This is a genomic window from Pararhizobium sp. (genome assembly GCF_965279435.1).
In the GTDB taxonomy this organism is placed as follows: Bacteria; Pseudomonadota; Alphaproteobacteria; order Rhizobiales; family Rhizobiaceae; genus Pararhizobium.
In genome coordinates, this window is the sequence record NZ_CBDIHY010000003.1 from 738,699 (window position 1) to 757,194 (window position 18,496).

An 18,496-nucleotide genomic window follows, 5' to 3' on the forward strand; every position below is an offset into this window, starting at 1 on the left:
AAATGCTGCAGCATTCACGGACCCCTCGCGGTCCTGTCATTTCGGAAAGATTTAGGGAAACGGGCACATAGAGATCGCAGCGACATTGCTTCTGATTCTGGTTCTTGCGCCTTTCGCGGGGAGCCTTGTTGCAATCTGCATTCCGGCGCACAAGGGAACGGCCAGCGCCTGGCTTTCAGGTTGCATCGCGCTGTTTTGCCTCGCCACATCGGCCGGCCTCTACCCGATCGTCGCCGCTGAAAAAGTCGTTCGCTACGATATCAACTGGCTTCCCGAACTGGGCTTGAACTTCTCGCTGCGCATGGATGGCTTTGCCTGGATGTTTGCAAGCCTCGTCACCGCGATCGGCCTGCTCGTCGTCATCTACGCGCGTTACTACATGTCGACCAACGATCCCGTGCCGCGCTTCTTCGCGCTGTTCCTCGCCTTCATGGGCGCCATGCTCGGCGTGGTGCTTTCCGGCAATCTGATTCTGCTGGCGATCTTCTGGGAACTCACCAGCATCATTTCCTTCCTTTTGATCGGCTACTGGCATCACAATGCCAATGCCCGCGACGGCGCCCGCATGGCCCTGACAGTCACCGGCACCGGCGGCTTGTGCATGTTCGTCGGACTGATGCTGATCGGCCATATCGTCGGCAGTTACGACCTCGATGTCGTGCTGTCCTCCGGTGACATGATCCGCAACGATCCGCTCTATACCACAGTGCTCATCCTCATCTTGCTTGGAGCCCTTACCAAGAGCGCGCAGTTCCCGTTCCATTTCTGGCTGCCGCACGCCATGGCAGCGCCAACACCCGTTTCGGCCTACCTGCACTCCGCCACTCTCGTCAAAGCCGGTGTGTTTCTGCTGATCCGGCTCTGGCCCGTCATGGCGGGCACGGACCAGTGGTTCTGGATCGTCGGACTTGCCGGCCTGAGTACGCTTTTGCTCGGCGCCTATTTCGCCATCTTCCAGCAGGACCTGAAGGGGCTGCTGGCCTATTCGACAATCAGCCATCTCGGCCTCATCACCGTTCTCTTGAGCCTCGGAAGCCCGCTGGCTGCGGTCGCTGCGATCTTCCACACCATGAATCACGCCACCTTCAAGGCTTCGCTGTTCATGGCGGCGGGGATCATCGATCACGAGACCGGCACGCGCGATATGCGCAAGCTGAGCGGGCTGTTCAAATACATGCCGATCACCGCGACGCTGGCGATGGTCGCCAGCGCCTCGATGGCCGGCGTGCCGCTGCTGAACGGCTTCCTGTCAAAGGAAATGTTCTTTGCCGAGGCGATCGAAACCCACAAATACAATCTGCTCGACACAATCACACCCTATGTCGCGACGCTCGCCGGCATGTTCGCCGTCACCTATTCGCTGCGTTTCATCTACAGCGTCTTCTTCGGCCCGCCGCCGCAAGACCTACCCAAGACACCCCATGAGCCGCCGCACTGGATGCTGGTGCCGATCTATTTCCTGGTCTTCTCCTGCCTCGTCGTCGGTGTCATCCCGACCCTGACCATCGGCCCTTTCCTCCACACCGCCGTCAAATCGGTGCTCGGTGACGCGACGCCGGTCTATAGCCTTGCCGTCTGGCACGGCTGGAACCTGCCGCTGTTCATGAGCCTGATCGCGCTGGTCGGTGGCGTCGGGCTGTTTTTCATCATGCGCCCCTATCTTGCCGCCAGCATCGAGGGACCACCGTTCTTCCGCCGCCTGGAGGGCCAACGCATCTTCGAGCGCGTGCTGGTGACCCTGTCGTGGAAATGGGCACGATCGATCGAGATGCGCGCCGGCACCCGGCGCCTGCAGCCGCAGATGCGGGTCCTCGTTGCGGTCGCGATTATTGCAGGTGCCGTCACACTACTTTCGCAGGGTTTCAAACCGGCAAATATCGTCCTGCGCAATATCGATCCAGCCTTCGCGCTGCTCTGGCTGGTAGGCATGGTCTGTGCCATCGGCGCCGCCTATCAGGCGAAATTCCACAGACTCGCAGCGCTCGTTTTGCTTGGCGGCGCCGGCCTTGTCACCTGTGTCACCTTTGTCTGGCTCTCGGCCCCTGATCTTGCCGCGACACAGTTGCTTGTCGAAATTGTCACGACGGTTCTGATCCTGCTTGGCCTGCGCTGGCTACCGAAGCGGATCGAGGACCCGGACGATCCGGAAATGATGACCATCTCGACGCGCCTGCGCCGCCTGCGCGATCTCGCGACCGCCGTCTTCGCCGGCCTTGGCATGATGCTCATCTCCTACACGGTGATGAGCCGGGAAATGCCGGAAACGATTTCGAGCTATTTCCTCGAGCGAGCCTATACCGAAGGCGGCGGCACCAATGTCGTCAACGTCATTCTGGTCGATTTCCGCGGCTTCGATACGCTGGGCGAAATCGCAGTACTCTGCATTGTCGCCCTGACGGTCTTCGCCCTGCTCTTGCGTTTCCGTCCTGCCACCGAAAGCCTTGAAGCACCGGAGCAGCAGCGCGTCCAGAACGCATTCGACGACGATCATCCGGATCGCAAGAAGGGCGACAGCATCGCCGAGTACCTGCTGGTTCCCTCGGTGATCATGCGCTGGATGTTCCCAGTCATCGGCATGCTGGCAGCCTTCCTGTTCTTCCGTGGCCATGATTTGCCGGGCGGTGGCTTTGCGGCCGGTATCGCCATGTCGATCGCGTTTATCTTGCAGTATATGGCCGGCGGCACGCGCTGGGTCGAGGAGCGGCTGCGTATCCATCCGCTGCGCTGGATGGCGATCGGCCTGCTGGTCGCCACCGCAACCGGTCTTGGGTCCTGGGTGTTCGGCTATCCGTTCCTGACCTCGCATGCGCAATACGCAAGCCTGCCGATACTCGGCAAGATTCCGCTGGCAAGCGCGATCCTGTTTGACCTTGGCGTGTTCTCGCTGGTTCTCGGCGCTACCGTGCTGATCCTGATCGCACTCGCCCACCAGTCGGTGCGTGCGCCCCGCGCCCAGATCAGGGCTGCCGCGAAGCTGGCTGCGAAGGAGAACACATAATGGAACTGGTTCTCTCCGCAGGCATTGGCGTCCTGACCGCTTCCGGCGTCTGGCTTCTGTTCCGGCCGCGCACCTATCAGGTCATCATCGGCCTGTCGCTTCTGTCCTATGCCGTCAATCTCTTCATCTTCGGCATGGGCCGCTTGAGGGTCAACGCACCACCGGTGCTTGAACCCGGCGGCGCCGGCGGACTTTTGACCCATACGGACCCCATTCCCCAGGCATTGGTGCTGACAGCCATCGTCATCGGCTTTGCTATGACGGCGCTGTTTCTCGTCGTTCTTCTCGCCTCTCGCGGCTTTACCGGCACCGACCATGTCGACGGCAGGGAGTAGCGCGGCATGAATTGGCTTCACCACCTGATCATCCTGCCGATCCTGCTGCCGATCATCACGGCAGCCGCCCTCATTCCCGTCGATGAACGAAACCGGACGCTGAAGGGCGTGATCGCCTTTGCATCCACCGTGGTAGTTTTCATCATCAGCATTCTGTTGATGCGGATGGCGGCCTCATCGGGAGAAGGCGAGACGGGTGCCAGCGTCTATCTGCTTGGAAACTGGCCGGCACCCTTCGGCATCGTTCTGGTGCTTGACCGCCTGTCCGCCCTGATGCTGGTGCTGACGGGGCTGCTGGCGATGGCGACGCAGGTGTTCTCGATGGCGAAATGGCATCGTGCCGGTTATCATTTCCATTCGCTGTTCCAACTGATGCTGGCGGGCCTCAACGGCGCCTTCCTGACCGGTGACCTGTTCAACCTGTTCGTCTTCTTCGAAATGATGCTGGCTGCGTCCTATGGATTGCTGCTGCACGGCTCCGGCCCGCTGCGCGTCAAGGCGGGCCTGCACTACATTGCCGTCAACCTTGCAGCCTCCTCGCTCTTCCTGATCGGCGTCAGCCTGATCTATGGCGCGACCGGCACGCTGAACATGGCCGATCTTGCCATGCGCATCACCACGATCGGCCCGGAAAGCCGGATGCTGATGGAAGCGGGTGCAGCCCTTCTCGGTATTGCTTTCCTTGTCAAGGCCGGCATCTGGCCGCTCGGCTTCTGGCTGCCCGCCACCTATTCGGCCGCAACCCCGCCGGTCGCCGCGATCTTTGCTATCCTCACCAAGGTCGGCGTCTATATTCTTCTGCGACTCTCCATGCTGCTGTTCGGCAGCGATGCCGGTGCCTCTTTCGGCTTCGGGCAATCCGTGTTGCTCTATGGCGGCCTGCTGACCATCGGTTTTGGCGCGATCGGCGTGCTTGCCTCGCAGGCGATGGGTCGGCTTGCCGGCTATTGCGTGCTGGTCTCCTCCGGAACACTGATGGCGGCGATCGGGCTTAGCAATGGTGCCGTCATCGGCGGCGCACTGTTTTATCTCGTCAGCTCGACACTGACGATCTGCGCCTTTTTCCTCCTGATCGAACTGGTGGAACGCGCCCGTGACGCCGGCGCCGACGTTCTGGCCGTTACGATGGAAGCCTACGGCGATGTCGACGAGAACGAGGCCGAAAAAGAGGGCGGCGTCGCCGTGCCCGGCACCATGGCCGTGCTTGGTCTGTGCTTCTGCGCCTGCGCCATCCTTTTGTCCGGCCTACCGCCTCTCTCCGGCTTTCTCGCCAAATTCGCCATGCTGCACGGGCTGTTCAATCCCGGCAGTTTTGGCGGCGATGCTCCGGTCTCCGGCGCAGAATGGGCCTATACCGCCCTTTTGATCCTGTCTGGCCTCGCGGCCATGATCGCCATGAACCGTGTCGGTATCCGAACCTTCTGGACATCGATCGAAGGCACCATCCCGCGCGTCTTCCTGATCGAGATCACGCCCGTTCTGCTGCTTCTGGCGGCCTGTGTTTTCCTTAGCTTCCAGGCTGGCCCCGTCATGCGCTACATGGACGCGACGGCAAAATCGCTGGGGCAACCGCAGAGCTATATTGGACAGGTGATGTCGGCTCCGCGTGCCGGCCCGGCGGCGGGGGAATAGGCCATGCGCTACTGGTTCCCCTATCCGCTGCTGTCCCTGGCCCTTTTGATGTTGTGGCTGTTGATCAACCAGTCGTTTTCGCCCGGACAAATCGTGCTCGGCTCAGTGCTCGGCATCGCGTTTGCCTGGGCCATGGTCAACCTTCAGCCTGACAAGACGCGGCTGAAGAATTTTGGCGTTCTCGCTGTTCTCGCCGGACATGTCGCCATGGATGTCGTCCGCTCCAACATCGCCGTGATGGGCGTGATCCTGCGCGCCGGAAAACGGCCGGTGAACTCCGGCTTCGTGGCAATCGACATCAGTCTGCGCGACGAGAACGCGCTGGCACTGCTTGCCTGCATCCTGACGGCGACGCCGGGTACCGCCTGGCTCGAATTCGACCGTCAGACCGGCGTTCTGTTGATCCACGTGCTCGACCTGGAAAACGGAACTGCCTGGTCCAACCTGATCAAAACCCGCTACGAAGCCCCGCTGAAGGAGATATTCGAATGAACGAGCTCTTCATCATCTGGTCAATCCTGGCGTCGCAGATCCTGCTCGGACTGGCGATGGGATGCGCGCTGTTCCGTATGGTTCGCGGACCCCGGGCGCAGGATCGCATCCTCGGGCTTGATGCGCTTTACATGGCTGCCATGCTGCTGCTTTTGACATTCGGAATCCGCACGGCCAATTCGATCTATTTCGAAACGGCGTTGATCATCGCCCTGCTCGGCTTCGTCTCGTCGATCGCCTTTGCCAAATTCCTGATGCGCGGCGAGGTGATCGAATGAACCATCTGACCGACCTTCCAACCTGGGCAGCAATCCCGGTCTGCATTCTTCTTCTCACCGGTTCGGCCGTCACCCTTATCGGCTCGATGGGGCTGATCCGGCTGAAGACGTTCTATGGCCGTCTGCATGCACCGACGCTCGGCGCCAGTGCCGGCACTATCCTGATCTGCGTCGCCTCGATGATTACCTTCGCCGTGCTGCAGAACCGCTGGATCCTCCATGAGATCCTGATCATCGTTTTCATCATACTGACAACACCAGTGACCTTGATGCTGCTCGGCCAATCGGCGCTCTACCGCGACCGGATCGAAGGCAAGAACGACGTGCCGGGCAAGACGACAGGCGAGCAGCCGGACACGTCAGGCATGGATATCTGAGACTTTCTACAAGCCGTCGCGACCGCGAAAACGCCGCTGATAGGCCGCGTCATAAAGCGAACTCTCCCGGAAATCGGTGGCACCCAGCGTGCGCCCGACGAAGATCAGTGCCGTTCGCTCGATCGGATCGGCCGCCACCTTTGCCTCGATATCGGCGAGCGTGCCCCGGATCACCCGCTCATCTGGCCAGGATGCCTTGACGACGATCGCGACCGGGCAATCCGCACCGTAGAGCGGTGTCAGTTCCCCAACCACCTGTGCCAGAGCATGGATCGCCAGATGGATGGCGAGCGTCGCACCGGTGGCCCCGAATCCGGCCAAAGTCTCCGCATTCGGCATCGGCGATGCACGGCCGGACACGCGCGTCAGAACAAGGCTCTGTGCAACGGCAGGAATGGTGAGTTCCCGGCCGAGTGTCGCAGCTGCGGCGGCAAACGCCGGCACGCCCGGCGTCATCGTATAATCGAGCCCATGCTTCTCCAGCCGTCGGATCTGCTCGGCAACGGCACTCCACACCGACAAATCACCGGAATGCAGCCGTGCCACATCATGACCAGCAGCGGCAGCCTTCACATACTCAGCCTCGATCTCGTCAAGCGACATCGGCGCCGTATCGACGATGCGCGCACCCTCCGGGCAATATTGTAAGAGCTCGGGTGAGACGATCGAACCGGCATAGAGGCACACCGGGCAGCGGGCGATGAGATCGCGGCCGCGCACGGTGATCAGGTCTGCGGCACCTGGGCCTGCTCCGATGAAATGAACGGTCATGCTTTGTCCTTTTGAATTACCTGCATCATGGCTTGACCCATGACCATTGCGTCACCGGCATCGCCGGACGCCAGCCGGTCATGGCGCCAACGGGAGACGCGCGGGCGATATCAATGCGGATCAGCGAACCACCAAGCCGTGATTGATGCTCCAGAAGCACCGCCTCCATCTCCGTCGTGACGGCATTGGCAACCAACCGGCCACCAGCCTTAAGGGCAGCGATGGCCGCTGCCATCACACCGTCTTCGCTGCCACCGCCACCGACAAAGATCGCGTCCGGAGACGGCAAACCGGCAAGGGCGTCCGGTGCCGTACCATGCACGATGATCAAACCCGGTACGCCGAAAGTCGCCGCGTTTCGCGTGATGCGCTCTGCCCGCTCCACCGAACCTTCGATTGCAATTGCGCGCATGGCCGGATCGGAGAGCATCCACTCGATACCGATCGATCCGGAGCCTGCACCGATATCCCACAGCAGTTCGCCCCGTCGAGGGGCCAGCGCAGACAGCGTCAGCGCGCGAACCTCGCGCTTGGTGATCTGGCCATCATGCTCAAATAGCCCGTCGTCAAGGCCGGGTGCCAGCGGCAGGATACGCGCGCCCGTTTCAGCCATGACCTCGATGGCGCAGATATTGAGCGCGTTGATATCCGTCAGCGAAAATTCCGCCGCGAGTTGCGACGTCACACGCTCCTGACCGCCACCCAGCGCCTCAAGCACCGTCAATAGGGACTGCCCGAATCCACTTGAAGCAAGCAACCGGGCAAGCTCCATCGGGCCTCGTTCATCGGATGTCAGCGCCAGAACGCGCGCCCCCGGCTGTAGATGCGGCCGGATCAGATCGAGCGGACGCCCATGCAGGGAAACGATCGCAATATCCTGCAGCGCCCAACCGAGGCGGGATGCCGCTAGGCTGAACGAGGACGGAGCGGGAAGAACGCGCATTTCCGAACGAGCGATCTGCCGCGCAAGCGTCACGCCGACGCCGAAGAAGAATGGGTCGCCGGAAGCAAGCACCACGACGGGTGTTCCGCGCAGCGCAACCACAGCCTCGACGGAGCGCTCGAACGGGCTCAGCCATTGATGGCGCACGCCGGCAACCAGCGGCGCGGCAAGCTCGAGATGGCGGGCACCGCCAAAAACCATTGAGGCGCTGGCGATGCAGCGCTTGGCCTCATCACCGAGACCGGTTAAACCGTCTTCACCAAGGCCGACAATCGTCAGCCACGGCGTTGTATCACCACCAGAAAAGACCTGATTGTCACCCATGGGCAAACACCGCATCCTGATCCTTGGCGGCACGACCGAAGCACGGCAACTGGCAACCGCGCTGGCTGAGCGCGCCGATTGCGACAGCCTGCTTTCGCTGGCCGGACGCACGGCCGAGCCGATGGCACAACCGGTTCCGACGCGCAGCGGCGGCTTCGGTGGCAGCGACGGACTTGCCGAGTTTCTGAAGGCTGAAAATTTCGATCTTTTGATCGATGCCACCCATCCCTTTGCGGCACGCATCTCGCACAATGCGGCCATCGCGGCGAGCATCACCGGAATTCCATTTTTTGCCTTGCGCCGCGCGACGTGGAAACAGGAACCCGGCGATCGCTGGACGAGTGTTCGCTCCGTCCCGGAGGCTGCCAACGCTCTCGGCACCGTGCGGAAACGCGTCTTCCTCGCCATCGGCAGACAGGAGGCTTTTCACTTCGAAAGCGCTCCGCAGCACGGCTATCTGATCCGCAGCGTGGATCCCGTTACCCCGCAGCTCGGCGTACCCGATGCGCGCTATATCCTTGCGACCGGCCCCTTCGAGGAGGCTGCCGAACGGGAACTTCTGATCGACAACCAGATCGAGGTCATCGTCGCCAAGAACAGCGGCGGCACTGCCACCTATGGCAAGATCGCTGCGGGCCGTGCGCTCGGTATCGCGGTGATCATGGTCGAGCGCCAGCAACCGGACGATGTCCGCACGGTTGAGACTGTCAAAGACGCACTCGGCCTTGTCGATCACCTTTTCTCCCCTGAGATGAAGCGCGGCGTGTAAACGAGATCGGATTTGCCCGGACGCGGGATAATCCGTGTCTCGGGCGATCCGATGATCACGCAGGTCGCCATATCCGCCTTTTGTGCGTCCGCGTCTGCGAGCGGCATGACCAGCATGCGTTCGTCGGGACGGCCGGCCGCACGGCCAAAGATCACCGGCGTTTCGGCAGGCAGAACGGTGCGCAGGATGTCGAAGGCTTCGCCGAGTTGCCACGGCCGTGCCTTGCTGATCGGATTATAGAGCGCGATTACCAGGCCGGCCTCCGCCACCAGCTTCAAACGGCGGGTAATCACATCCCAAGGCTTCAGATTGTCCGACAGCGAGATGGCACAGAAATCATGGCCGAGCGGAGCGCCGATGCGGGCGGCAACCGCAAGCATGGCAGTAACACCGGGCACGATGACGAGATCGATCGTGCGCCATTCGTCCGGCCCGTTATCGATCGCTTCGCAGACGGCGGCGGCCATGGCGAAGACGCCGGGATCGCCACCAGAGACAACGCAGACATTAACGCCGGAGATAGCGCGGAGGATTGCGGCCTGCGCCCGGTCGAGTTCCTCGCGATTGTCGGAAGCAATGCGGTTCTGGTCGGAACGCAACGACAGCCGGTCGAGATACGGGCCATAGCCAAGGAAATCGGTGGAGTTCGAGACCGCATCAAGAGCCTCGGGCGTCATCTGCTGTGGACCGCCCGGGCCTGTGCCGATCACATAGAGTGCGCCGCTCATGGCCGACCGCTCCAACCGGGAACCAGCACCAGCGAGAAATACGGCGCGATGTCATCGGCCTTTTCAGCCAACGGGATCATCGCGGAATTCGCCATCGTGCCGCGCTCGACGTAAACGGCCTGGCCAAGCTTGCCAGCGGCCGTCAACGCCCGGCGGATCTTCGGCAGATTGCGGCCGACTTTCATGATCACGGCTGCTTCGGTATCGCCGAGGCGCCGGGTCAGCTGATCCTCTGCCATGGTGCCCGGAAGCACAGAAAGCACATCGTCACCCTGGACGATCGGCAGCCCTGCCAGCGACCAGCAGCCGGACATGGCCGTGATCCCCGGAATGACCTCGACCGGGAAACGCCCCGCCAGCCGCACATGCAGATGCATGTAGGAGCCGTAGAACATCGGGTCGCCTTCGCTTAGGATCGCGACGGTCTTGCCTGCGTTCAGATGTTCGGCAACAGCCGCTGCCGACGCATCGTAGAAACCTGTGATCTGACTTTTGTAGTCGTCGTGGTCCTTGTCGATCTCGACGGTCACCGGATAATAAAGCGGCAATTCCAGCAGACCGGGCTTCAGCAACCCATCGACGACCGCACGCCCGTTGCCGCGCCGCCCTTCCTTGGCGAAATAGGCGAGCACGTCGGCCGCCGCCAGCGCCTTGATGGCCTTGAGGGTCAAAAGGTCGGGATCGCCCGGGCCTGTTCCGACCCCAATCAACCTGCCAATCGAAGCGCCGCTCAAAGACCCGGCCTCGCCAGAGAATTGACCGCCGCCGCAGTCATCGCGCTGCCGCCGAGACGGCCGCGCACGATGGCATAGGGCACGCCATAGGAATTTTCTGCCAGCGCGTCCTTTGATTCTGCGGCACCAACGAACCCGACCGGCATGCCGATGATCGCCGCCGGTTTTGGCGCGCCGTCGCGCAGCAGTTCCAGCAGGAAGAAAAGTGCTGTCGGCGCATTGCCGATGGCAACCACGGATCCGGCCAGACGCTCAACCCACAGCTTCAAAGCCGCGGCAGAGCGGGTATTGCCGATCTCGCGGGCGAGATCGGCAGTCTGTGGTTCGCGCAACGTGCAGATCACGTCATTATCGGCCGGCAGGCGGGCACGGGTGATACCGTGAGAAACCATGAAGGCATCGCAGAAGATCGGCGCGCCATTCTTCAGGGCCTGGCGGGCAGCCGGAACGAAGCCGGGAGAAAACTCGAAATATTGCGCGGCATCGACCAGCCCGCAGGCGTGCACCATGCGAACGGCCAGATCAGCCTCTTCCTCGGAAAAGCGGGACAGATCGGTTTCGCTGCGAATGATGGCAAACGAGCGCTCGTAGATGGCATCGCCATCCCGGATATAATCGTAATCAGGCATCTCTATCCCTGTTGAACCGCGGCCGTTATCCCGTCCGCTCCGAGCCGTGTAAGGCAGGACCGGGCCGATTCGCCACCCTGTTTCCGCTCAGACACCAGCTTGTCGAGGTGTTCAAGCGCGGTTCTTATGTTGTTTTCTTCGATATAAGCGGTTGGCGCCGCCGATGCTGGGCCATTTACGACAAGGCCGTAGCCTGTTGGCGCAGCCGTAATTGTCAGTGCCGAGGCGGATGGCTTGGCACAGCCCTTGGCGCAGCCGGACACATGCACCGTCAGTGATCCGTCGAGCAGCGTGGGCGCGGCGTCCATCACCATTTGCGCCACGGCTCGCGTATCGATCCGCGCCGAGCGGCAAGCCCCGACACCAGCACAGGCGGCAATGTGATTGTGTGGGTCGCGCGGAAAGGCCCGCAAACCATGGCCGAGCGCCAGCGCCTGCGCCGCACCGATCCGGTCAACTGTAATACCAAGCACCATCAGCGCATGACCAGGCGCCAGACGGATTTCCTTAGCCCCCAGAATTTCCAGCGCCTCAAGCAACGCGCCAAGCCCCTGCGCTTGGATTTGTCCGAATGGCAGGCCGATGCCGAGAACAGAGCAGCCTTCGCCAAGATCGTGAATGCCAGCGGCGTTCGGCGCCAGCACGATTGGCGCAATCGGATCAAGATCAGTTGCGACAGCCCAGCGGGCTGAAACAGCACCGACAATATCCCGGGCGCGGGCCTCCCTGCCGATCGCAGCAAGATTTTTGAGGATGTCCATCACTGCCGGGACGACAGCCGCATCCTCCAGCACCGCAATCCGCCTTGCCGTCGCCTCCGTACCGGCAAGCGCCAGCAGCCAGAGCACCTCGCCGTTGATCCGCACGGCCCGCAACCGGATATCGGCGGTAACCGCGCCCAGATTCAGCTGTCCGCCACCGTCCACGACCACCGACAGCTTCGGCGCGAGGATCAAAGGTGGCTGATGCGCAGCCACGGCCACGCGCAAACGTTCGGCAACGCAAACGGCGTCGGCAATTTCGGTCGGATCCAGTCTGGCCAGAGGCGGCGTTTCAATTGCCAGACCCTCTGCGATCGCTATACCGGCATCAGCGATTTTCTGGGACAAAAGCGGGACGGTCTGCATCGTCAATCCACGGATTTGCAGGTTGCCGCGCGCCGTGATTTCCAGAATGCCGTTGCCGCACAACGCGGCAGCATCCGCTATTGCCGCCAGTTCTGCGAGCGCAAACCCGGACTTCCCCGGCCGCAAGCGCGCCAAAAGACCATCGCCCGTCATCATCGGCGTTGACAAGGATGGGCACGCGCCCCGGCGCATCGGTGCGAGCGGCATGGCTTCCATTGATCTATCGGATGGTGCGGCACAAAACGTCATGACAGGCAGCGAGCATCTCCAGTCTTCCAAAAAAATACAATCCAAAGCCCCGGGCGATCACTCGCCCGTCACTGCACCACTCTACAACACAGGAAACCCCGCCGCCATGCCATGGCGCATGTCAAAACGAAGCACCATTTTGCCCGGCTACTCTTCGAAATCCGCACCCTTTTGCAGAAGGTAGATATCCATGATCCAGCCATGCTGCGCCCGCGCCGCTGCTCTGGTTTTGAGGATATCGTCCTTCACATCGGCAAGCCGGCCGGAAATGATAATCTCCTGCTCGGTGCCGAGATAGGCGCCCCAATAGATCTGCGCCTCGGGATCGTCGATCTTCATGAAGGCTTGTTCGCCGTCGAGCATGACGACGGCCGTCTCGCTTTTCTGCGGAAAGCTCTCGGCAAGACGCCGCCCGGTGGTGATCTCCACGGGCTTTCCGACGAGATTGAGCGGTATCCTGTGGCTGGCGGCCAATGCCTGAATGCTGGTAATGCCGGGAATGACCGAATAATCGAACGCAACCGTCGCCAAAGCGCGAACCCGCTCGATGATCCGGATCGTGCTGTCGTAAAGCATCGGATCGCCCCAGACGAGAAAGGCACCGGTCTGACTTTCATCGAGCTCGTCGATCAGCAGACGCTCGTAAGCGCCAGCGATCGCGGCATGCCAGTCATCGACGCTGCGATGATAGGACCGATCCGCCACCTGGCGCACTGGGACCTCGAATTCCACCACCCGGCTGTGCGGATGGGTGACATAGCGCGAGACGATATCACGGCGGATATCGGCGAGCTGTGCCTTCGCATCGCCCTTGGTGGGGATGAACAAAACGCTGGCTTTATTCAGTGCATTGATCGCCTGCACCGTCATGTGTTCAGGGTTTCCCGCGCCGATCCCCACGACCAGAACATTTCTCATGTCACAACCTTTTTCAACATATCGGGGTATTTGGCGGATTGATGAAAGGAGCGCAAGGCAGAGGGACGGAGCATCAAGTCTAAGCATCTGGTAAAAAACGACAAATACTTTACCAAAACACTACAACCGCCATGGTAATATTCCATTTGTTCGACTATAAAGATCATAAATCCGTTTACATTAGCGATAAATCATTTACATAGACGCGCAAATCCGGCAACCGGCGATGCGATACGCCGTTGCAGTTCGCATGTTCCCCAGGAGACAGAATCCCAGGTAATGCGGCTTTAGAGAAATTGTGGCACATTGTGCACACCATTTGAGACGGCGAACGTCTCGCAAGGACACCAACAGTGACGAATCCATCGAAGAGTAAAGTCAGCGCGTCCGATCCGGCCGAGGCTTTGTGGAACTGCAAGGCAGGCTTCATCGGCATCTTCATCGCCAGTGCGCTTGTCAATATCCTCTATCTGACCGGCTCCTTCTTCATGCTGGAAGTCTATGACCGGGTCCTGCCCAGCCGAAGCATCCCGACGCTGATCGCGCTTTGTCTGCTGGCGCTGCTGCTCTATGCGTTTCAGGGCGCCTTCGAAATGGTGCGTGGCCGCATGCTCGTCCGTGTTGCCGGCGCTCTGGATGAAGCCATGAGTGCGCGGATCTACCGTGCCGTGGTTCAGGCCCCTTTGAAACTGCGCACCCAGGGTGACGGCCTGCAGGCTCTGCGTGATTTCGATCAGGTTCGTTCCTTCCTGTCAGGAACGGGCCCAGCAGCCTTCTTCGATCTTCCTTGGCTGCCATTCTATATCGGCATCTGCTTCCTCTTCCATCCGATGATCGGCATCGTCGCGATCATCGGTTCGATAATCCTCATCGCCCTGACGTTCCTGACCAATCGCGGCACGCAAGGGCCGTCGAAAAAGGCGTCGGAAGCGGGCAACCATCGCAATGCCTTCGCCCAGGCTTCCCAGCGCAATGCCGAAGTCATGCAGGCCATGGGCATGATGGGACGGATGTCGCAGCTCTGGGAGCAACGCAACAATACCTACCGGGAGCAGAACCGCGAAACGTCCGACGTCGGCAACGGTTATGGTGCCCTGTCCAAGGTGTTCCGCATGGCGCTGCAATCCGCCGTTCTCGCAACAGGTGCTGTTCTCGTCATTGAAGGAATGGCTTCGCCGGGCATCATCATCGCCGGTTCGATCCTGACCGCGCGCGCACTGGCACCTGTGGAACTGGCGATCGGCAACTGGCGTGGCTACGTTTCCTGCCGCCAGAGCTGGGCTCGCCTGCAGGAACTGCTCAAGGCACTGCCAGAGCGCGATTCGCCGCTCGAACTGCCGGTGCCGAAGGAAAAACTGAGCGCAGAAGGCCTCGCAGGCGGCCCTCCCGGCGCGCAGCGCCTGACCTTTGCGGAAGTGAATTTCACCGTGAAGGCCGGCAGCGCGCTTGGCGTCATCGGCCCCAGCGCCTCCGGCAAGTCCTCGCTTGCGCGTGCCCTCATCGGTATCTGGCCCGCCTTTCGCGGCTCCGTGCGCCTCGATGGTGCAGCACTCGATCAGTGGGACACCGACAGGCTCGGACGGTCCATCGGTTACCTGCCGCAGGACGTGGAACTTTTCTCCGGCACCGTGGCGCAGAACATTGCCCGTCTGGCCGAAAATCCGTCCTCGGACGCCATCGTTTCAGCCGCTCGTGCCGCCCGCGTACACGACCTCATTCTCAAGCTGCCGAATGGCTACGAGACAGAAATTGGCGACGGCGGTGCAGCACTGTCGGCTGGCCAGCGCCAGCGCGTGGCCCTTGCCCGTGCTCTGTATGGAGAGCCCTTCCTTGTTGTCCTCGATGAGCCCAATTCCAACCTGGATGCCGAGGGAGAGCAGGCGCTGAGCGAAGCAATCATGAGCGTCAGGGCGCGCGGCGGCATCGTCGTGGTCATTGCCCACAGGCCAAGTGCGCTTGCCGCAGCCGACATGGTGCTGATGATGAACGAAGGACGGATGCAGGCCTTTGGGCCGAAGGACGAAGTGCTTGCGCAGATCCTGCGCAAGGATAACCGCCAGCCGCAAATTCCAAGCCACGCATCGCTGAAAGTCGTGGGTGAAGGACAGGAGTCCGCATCGTGACCGAGACAGCAAAACCAATCAGCTCCCACCGTTCACTGGGCCGTCATATCACCGCCGTAACGATCCTCGGCATTGCCCTCGTTGTCGGCGTCGGCGGCTGGGCGATGACCACCGAACTCTCGAGCGCGATCGTTGCAAGCGGCACCGTTGTGGTCGAGAACAACGTCAAGAAGATCCAGCACCTGACCGGCGGCATCGTCGAAGAAGTGCTGGTCAAGGAAGGCGATACCGTCAAGGCTGGCCAGATTCTGATCAAGCTCGACGGCACGACGGTACGCGCCAACCTGTCTATCGTGCAGAATACCTTGGCGCAGCTTTATGCACGCAGGGCCCGCCTGCTGGCAGAACAACTGGGATCTGACGATTTCACCATTCCGGAAGACCTCAGCCAGCTGATATCCGGCACCAGTACGCCCGGTGAAGTGCTGGAACAGAGCGAACGCAAGCTGTTCATCAGCCGCAAGAATGCACTCGTCGGCATGAAAAGTCAGCTCGCATCGCGCAAGAGCCAGCTCGTCGATGAAACCAAGGGCCTGACGGTTCAGCTGACTGCAATCGAAGATGCACTGAAGCTGATCGGCGAAGAACTGACGGGCCTCGACAAGCTCTACGGCAAGGGCCTCGTCTCGATGCAGCGGCTGACCGAACTGAAGCGTGACCGCGCCCAGCTTGAAGGCGACCGCGGTGCCCGCATCGCGGCCCGGGCGCAGGCTGCCGGCAAGTCGAGCGAGATCGACCTTCAGATCCTGCAGCTCGACGAAGACCGCCGCACCGAGAATGCCAAGGAACTGACGGATGTCGAAGGCAAGATCGCCGAATACGAAGATCGCCGCGTCGCCGCCATGGACCAGTTGAAGCGCATCGACATTCGCGCGCCGCTCGACGGCCGGATCTATCAGCTGGCCGTGCACAGCGTGAACGGGGTCATCAACCCCGGCGAAGTCTTGATGCTTGTCGTCCCCGGCGCTGATGGCCTGACGGTCGAAGCCAAGATCGCCACGCATGATATCGACCAGATTCGCCTCGGCCAGCCGGTAGAGGTCCGCTTCAGCGCCTTCAACCAGCGCACCACGCCGATCGTCGAAGCGGAAGTGGTCACCATCGCTCCTGACCTCGTGACCGATCAGCGCACCGGCATGACCTACTATCCGCTGCGCATCAAACCGACGTCCGAGAGCCTGAAAGGTCTGAAGGGTCTGACCCTTTATCCCGGCATGCCGGCCGAGGTGTTCATCAAGATCGCCGATCGCACGGTCATCTCCTATCTCGCGAAACCGCTGACCGAACAGATACAGCATACGTTCCGCGAGGATTGATCCAGACAAGCAACACGGCGGTGCCGACCACCGCCGTGTTGCCGGAAAGCGCCGGTTTGAAACAAACAGTGCTGCGTCGCGAAAATCGCGTGGCCGCCTCCGGCACCGCCGGTGTATGACCAATGTCATGACCTCGAAGCGTACCGGCTATATCTTCGTCCTGCTTGCCCTTGTCATCTTCTCGATACAGGATGCGATTTCCAAGCATCTCGGCAGTCTCTACCCTCCGGTCTTCATCACCATGATCCGCTATTGGGCCTTTGCCGCGTTCGCCATCGCGCTGGCGGCCCGTTCGCGCGGCGGCTTATCCGTCACCGCAAGGACAAAACGTCCGGTACTGCAAATCCTGCGCGGCATCCTGCTGGTCGCACAGATCGTCATCGTCATCATTTCTTTCTCAAGGGTCGGGCTTGCCCATTCGCAGGCGATCTTTTCCTCCGGCCCGCTTTTCGTAGCACTACTGTCCATGCCGCTGCTCGGCGAGCGCGTCGGCTGGCGGCGCTGGACGGCGATCAGCGTCGGATTGCTGGGCGTTCTGCTGATCCTGAAACCGGACGACAGCAGCTTCGACATCAATTTTCTCATTCCGATCTCATCGGCCATGATCTTTGCCGTCTACGTCATCTCGACCCGGCTGGTGAGCCGCGACGATAGCGCCGTGACGAGCTTCTTTTATACCGGCGTTGCCGGTGCGGTTGCGATCACTCTTGTCGGGCCATTCTACTGGACGACGCTCGCTCCACAGGACTGGGTCTGGATGCTGATGCTCTGCATCACCGGAACGACCAGCCATTTCTTCCTGATCAAGGCCTATGAGCTGTTGGACGCTGCCGAGGTCCAACCTCTGACCTATCTCCAGCTGGTCTTTGCCTCGATCATCGGCGTCTCCATCTTCGGCGAGACGCTGAACCTCAACATGATCCTCGGCTCGGTGATCGTCGTCTGCGCCGGCATTTTCACCGTCTGGCGCGAAAGCATCGTTGCCAGGCGCAATGCCCGGCAGCCCGAACCGCCATCCTCCCAGACGCTGACCTAAGCGGGAATTTCCGGATTTGCCGGCAACGCCCATTCGATCGGCTCGCGGCCTTTCGAGACCAGAAAGTCATTGGCCTTGGAAAAAGGTTTGGTGCCGAAAAAGCCGTTATGGGCCGAAAGCGGCGACGGATGCGGCGAGCGCAGCACCAGATGGCGCGACTGATCGACGAAGGCCGCCTTCTTCTGCGCGTAAGCTCCCCACAGAATGAAAACCACCGGATGCTCCTGATCGTTGACCGCGCGGATGATCGCATCGGTGAACTTCTCCCAGCCCTTGCCCTGATGGGAGGCAGCCATCGACCGCTCGACCGTCAGTACGCTGTTGAGCAACAGGACACCCTGCTGCGCCCAACTTTCAAGGAAACCGTGGCGGGCGGGCGGGATGCCGAGGTCGCCAAGCAGTTCCTTGTAGATGTTCACCAGCGACGGTGGCGAGCGCACACCCGGTTTGACGCTGAACGACAGCCCATGCGCCTGCCCCTCGCCATGATAAGGGTCCTGCCCGAGTATGACGACCCGCACCTTGTCGAGCGGTGTCAGATCCAAAGCGCGAAAATACTCCGGCCCCTTCGGAAAAATCTGCTTTCCCTCGCTTCTTTCCTCTACCAGGAATTTTTTCAGCGCGGCCATATAGGGGCTGGAGAATTCCGTGGCGAGAGCGGCTTTCCAGCTCTCCTCGATCTTCACACTCGATTCCATGGCGGCCCCTACCCTGTTC

Annotated in this window: 18 protein-coding genes; 10 read left to right on the forward strand and 8 right to left on the reverse strand. The window is 61.1% G+C overall.

The features are described from left to right. Positions 1 to 85: 85 nt before the first annotated feature. From ACQY8Q_RS09250 to mnhG, 6 genes are read left to right on the forward strand one after another with little or no spacing between them, the layout of a single operon-like run. Positions 86 to 2,998 (forward strand): monovalent cation/H+ antiporter subunit A, encoded by a 2,913-nt coding sequence (locus ACQY8Q_RS09250; RefSeq protein ID WP_428426320.1) that lies wholly within the window; start codon positions 86 to 88, stop codon positions 2,996 to 2,998. Continuing rightward, positions 2,998 to 3,333 carry a Na+/H+ antiporter subunit C gene (locus ACQY8Q_RS09255; RefSeq protein ID WP_113247198.1) on the forward strand — a complete coding sequence of 112 codons (336 nt, stop codon included), beginning with the start codon at positions 2,998 to 3,000 and terminating at the stop codon, positions 3,331 to 3,333. The genes ACQY8Q_RS09250 and ACQY8Q_RS09255 overlap by 1 nt, the downstream gene beginning before the upstream one ends. A gap of 6 nt (positions 3,334 to 3,339) precedes the next feature. Next, a complete protein-coding gene (locus tag ACQY8Q_RS09260) occupies positions 3,340 to 4,965 on the forward strand; it encodes a monovalent cation/H+ antiporter subunit D (protein ID WP_428426321.1) in 1,626 nt (541 codons plus the stop codon). A gap of 3 nt (positions 4,966 to 4,968) precedes the next feature. Further along, positions 4,969 to 5,457 carry a Na+/H+ antiporter subunit E gene (locus ACQY8Q_RS09265; protein ID WP_428426322.1) on the forward strand — a complete coding sequence of 163 codons (489 nt, stop codon included), beginning with the start codon at positions 4,969 to 4,971 and terminating at the stop codon, positions 5,455 to 5,457. Beyond that, positions 5,454 to 5,735, forward strand: coding sequence for a K+/H+ antiporter subunit F (locus tag ACQY8Q_RS09270; protein ID WP_428426323.1), 282 nt, complete (start codon positions 5,454 to 5,456; stop codon positions 5,733 to 5,735). Before ACQY8Q_RS09265 ends, ACQY8Q_RS09270 begins: the two co-directional genes overlap by 4 nt. Beyond that, complete coding sequence (mnhG, locus tag ACQY8Q_RS09275; protein WP_428426324.1) at positions 5,732 to 6,112, forward strand: monovalent cation/H(+) antiporter subunit G; 381 nt, start codon at positions 5,732 to 5,734, stop codon at positions 6,110 to 6,112. Before ACQY8Q_RS09270 ends, mnhG begins: the two co-directional genes overlap by 4 nt. 6 nt (positions 6,113 to 6,118) lie before the next feature. On the opposite strand, the gene cobM is transcribed toward mnhG, so the two are convergent. Both cobM and cbiE read right to left on the reverse strand, forming a co-directional pair. Then, entirely contained in the window at positions 6,119 to 6,883 is a 765-nt protein-coding gene (gene cobM / locus ACQY8Q_RS09280; RefSeq protein WP_428426325.1) for a precorrin-4 C(11)-methyltransferase, read from the reverse strand. A gap of 25 nt (positions 6,884 to 6,908) precedes the next feature. Further along, the gene (gene cbiE, locus ACQY8Q_RS09285) at positions 6,909 to 8,150 is read right to left on the reverse strand and encodes a precorrin-6y C5,15-methyltransferase (decarboxylating) subunit CbiE (RefSeq protein WP_428426326.1); all 1,242 of its coding nucleotides are present in this window, start codon (positions 8,148 to 8,150) and stop codon (positions 6,909 to 6,911) included. Here cbiE and ACQY8Q_RS09290 point away from each other — a divergent pair. Continuing rightward, the gene (locus ACQY8Q_RS09290; RefSeq protein WP_428426327.1) at positions 8,149 to 8,919 is read left to right on the forward strand and encodes a cobalt-precorrin-6A reductase; all 771 of its coding nucleotides are present in this window, start codon (positions 8,149 to 8,151) and stop codon (positions 8,917 to 8,919) included. The two genes, cbiE and ACQY8Q_RS09290, sit on opposite strands and share 2 nt — an antisense overlap. Here ACQY8Q_RS09290 and ACQY8Q_RS09295 read toward each other — a convergent pair. The 5 genes from ACQY8Q_RS09295 to cobF all read right to left on the reverse strand — a co-directional run bounded on the left by ACQY8Q_RS09295 (position 8,883) and on the right by cobF (position 13,304). Next, positions 8,883 to 9,647: a precorrin-3B C(17)-methyltransferase gene (locus tag ACQY8Q_RS09295; protein WP_428426328.1), complete on the reverse strand. Its 765-nt coding sequence runs from the start codon at positions 9,645 to 9,647 to the stop codon at positions 8,883 to 8,885. The two genes, ACQY8Q_RS09290 and ACQY8Q_RS09295, sit on opposite strands and share 37 nt — an antisense overlap. Continuing rightward, positions 9,644 to 10,381: a precorrin-2 C(20)-methyltransferase gene (locus ACQY8Q_RS09300; protein ID WP_428426329.1), complete on the reverse strand. Its 738-nt coding sequence runs from the start codon at positions 10,379 to 10,381 to the stop codon at positions 9,644 to 9,646. Before ACQY8Q_RS09300 ends, ACQY8Q_RS09295 begins: the two co-directional genes overlap by 4 nt. Beyond that, entirely contained in the window at positions 10,378 to 11,010 is a 633-nt protein-coding gene (locus ACQY8Q_RS09305; RefSeq protein ID WP_428426330.1) for a precorrin-8X methylmutase, read from the reverse strand. Before ACQY8Q_RS09305 ends, ACQY8Q_RS09300 begins: the two co-directional genes overlap by 4 nt. Positions 11,011 to 11,012: 2 nt before the next feature. Further along, positions 11,013 to 12,386 (reverse strand): precorrin-3B synthase, encoded by a 1,374-nt coding sequence (gene cobG / locus ACQY8Q_RS09310; protein ID WP_428426331.1) that lies wholly within the window; start codon positions 12,384 to 12,386, stop codon positions 11,013 to 11,015. Between the two features lie 147 nt (positions 12,387 to 12,533). Then, positions 12,534 to 13,304, reverse strand: coding sequence for a precorrin-6A synthase (deacetylating) (gene cobF, locus ACQY8Q_RS09315; RefSeq protein WP_428426332.1), 771 nt, complete (start codon positions 13,302 to 13,304; stop codon positions 12,534 to 12,536). A gap of 353 nt (positions 13,305 to 13,657) precedes the next feature. Between cobF and ACQY8Q_RS09320 the strand changes: the two genes are divergently transcribed. The 3 genes from ACQY8Q_RS09320 to ACQY8Q_RS09330 all read left to right on the forward strand — a co-directional run bounded on the left by ACQY8Q_RS09320 (position 13,658) and on the right by ACQY8Q_RS09330 (position 17,779). Then, entirely contained in the window at positions 13,658 to 15,427 is a 1,770-nt protein-coding gene (locus ACQY8Q_RS09320) for a type I secretion system permease/ATPase (RefSeq protein ID WP_428426333.1), read from the forward strand. Next, on the forward strand, positions 15,424 to 16,743 hold the full coding sequence (locus ACQY8Q_RS09325; RefSeq protein WP_428426334.1) for an HlyD family type I secretion periplasmic adaptor subunit: 1,320 nt from the start codon (positions 15,424 to 15,426) through the stop codon (positions 16,741 to 16,743). The genes ACQY8Q_RS09320 and ACQY8Q_RS09325 overlap by 4 nt, the downstream gene beginning before the upstream one ends. A 127-nt stretch (positions 16,744 to 16,870) precedes the next feature. Continuing rightward, positions 16,871 to 17,779, forward strand: coding sequence for a DMT family transporter (locus ACQY8Q_RS09330; protein ID WP_428426335.1), 909 nt, complete (start codon positions 16,871 to 16,873; stop codon positions 17,777 to 17,779). Here the strand turns inward: ACQY8Q_RS09330 and ung are convergent. Beyond that, positions 17,776 to 18,477: a uracil-DNA glycosylase gene (gene ung / locus ACQY8Q_RS09335; RefSeq protein WP_428429725.1), complete on the reverse strand. Its 702-nt coding sequence runs from the start codon at positions 18,475 to 18,477 to the stop codon at positions 17,776 to 17,778. The genes ACQY8Q_RS09330 and ung overlap by 4 nt on opposite strands. Between the last annotated feature and the right edge of the window lie 19 nt (positions 18,478 to 18,496).

Bases quoted from the DNA above. Each gene is read 5' to 3' on its own strand.
- cobF (WP_428426332.1), bottom strand. From the start codon at position 13,304: ATGAGAAATGTTCTGGTCGTGGGGATCGGCGCGGGAAACCCTGAACAC.
- cobG (WP_428426331.1), bottom strand. From the start codon at position 12,386: ATGACGTTTTGTGCCGCACCATCCGATAGATCAATGGAAGCCATGCCG.
- ACQY8Q_RS09255 (WP_113247198.1), top strand. From the start codon at position 2,998: ATGGAACTGGTTCTCTCCGCAGGCATTGGCGTCCTGACCGCTTCCGGC.
- ACQY8Q_RS09265 (WP_428426322.1), top strand. From the start codon at position 4,969: ATGCGCTACTGGTTCCCCTATCCGCTGCTGTCCCTGGCCCTTTTGATG.
- cbiE (WP_428426326.1), bottom strand. From the start codon at position 8,150: ATGGGTGACAATCAGGTCTTTTCTGGTGGTGATACAACGCCGTGGCTG.
- ung (WP_428429725.1), bottom strand. From the start codon at position 18,477: ATGGAATCGAGTGTGAAGATCGAGGAGAGCTGGAAAGCCGCTCTCGCC.
- ACQY8Q_RS09290 (WP_428426327.1), top strand. From the start codon at position 8,149: ATGGGCAAACACCGCATCCTGATCCTTGGCGGCACGACCGAAGCACGG.
- ACQY8Q_RS09270 (WP_428426323.1), top strand. From the start codon at position 5,454: ATGAACGAGCTCTTCATCATCTGGTCAATCCTGGCGTCGCAGATCCTG.
- ACQY8Q_RS09295 (WP_428426328.1), bottom strand. From the start codon at position 9,647: ATGAGCGGCGCACTCTATGTGATCGGCACAGGCCCGGGCGGTCCACAG.
- ACQY8Q_RS09260 (WP_428426321.1), top strand. From the start codon at position 3,340: ATGAATTGGCTTCACCACCTGATCATCCTGCCGATCCTGCTGCCGATC.
- ACQY8Q_RS09330 (WP_428426335.1), top strand. From the start codon at position 16,871: ATGACCTCGAAGCGTACCGGCTATATCTTCGTCCTGCTTGCCCTTGTC.
- ACQY8Q_RS09305 (WP_428426330.1), bottom strand. From the start codon at position 11,010: ATGCCTGATTACGATTATATCCGGGATGGCGATGCCATCTACGAGCGC.
- cobM (WP_428426325.1), bottom strand. From the start codon at position 6,883: ATGACCGTTCATTTCATCGGAGCAGGCCCAGGTGCCGCAGACCTGATC.
- mnhG (WP_428426324.1), top strand. From the start codon at position 5,732: ATGAACCATCTGACCGACCTTCCAACCTGGGCAGCAATCCCGGTCTGC.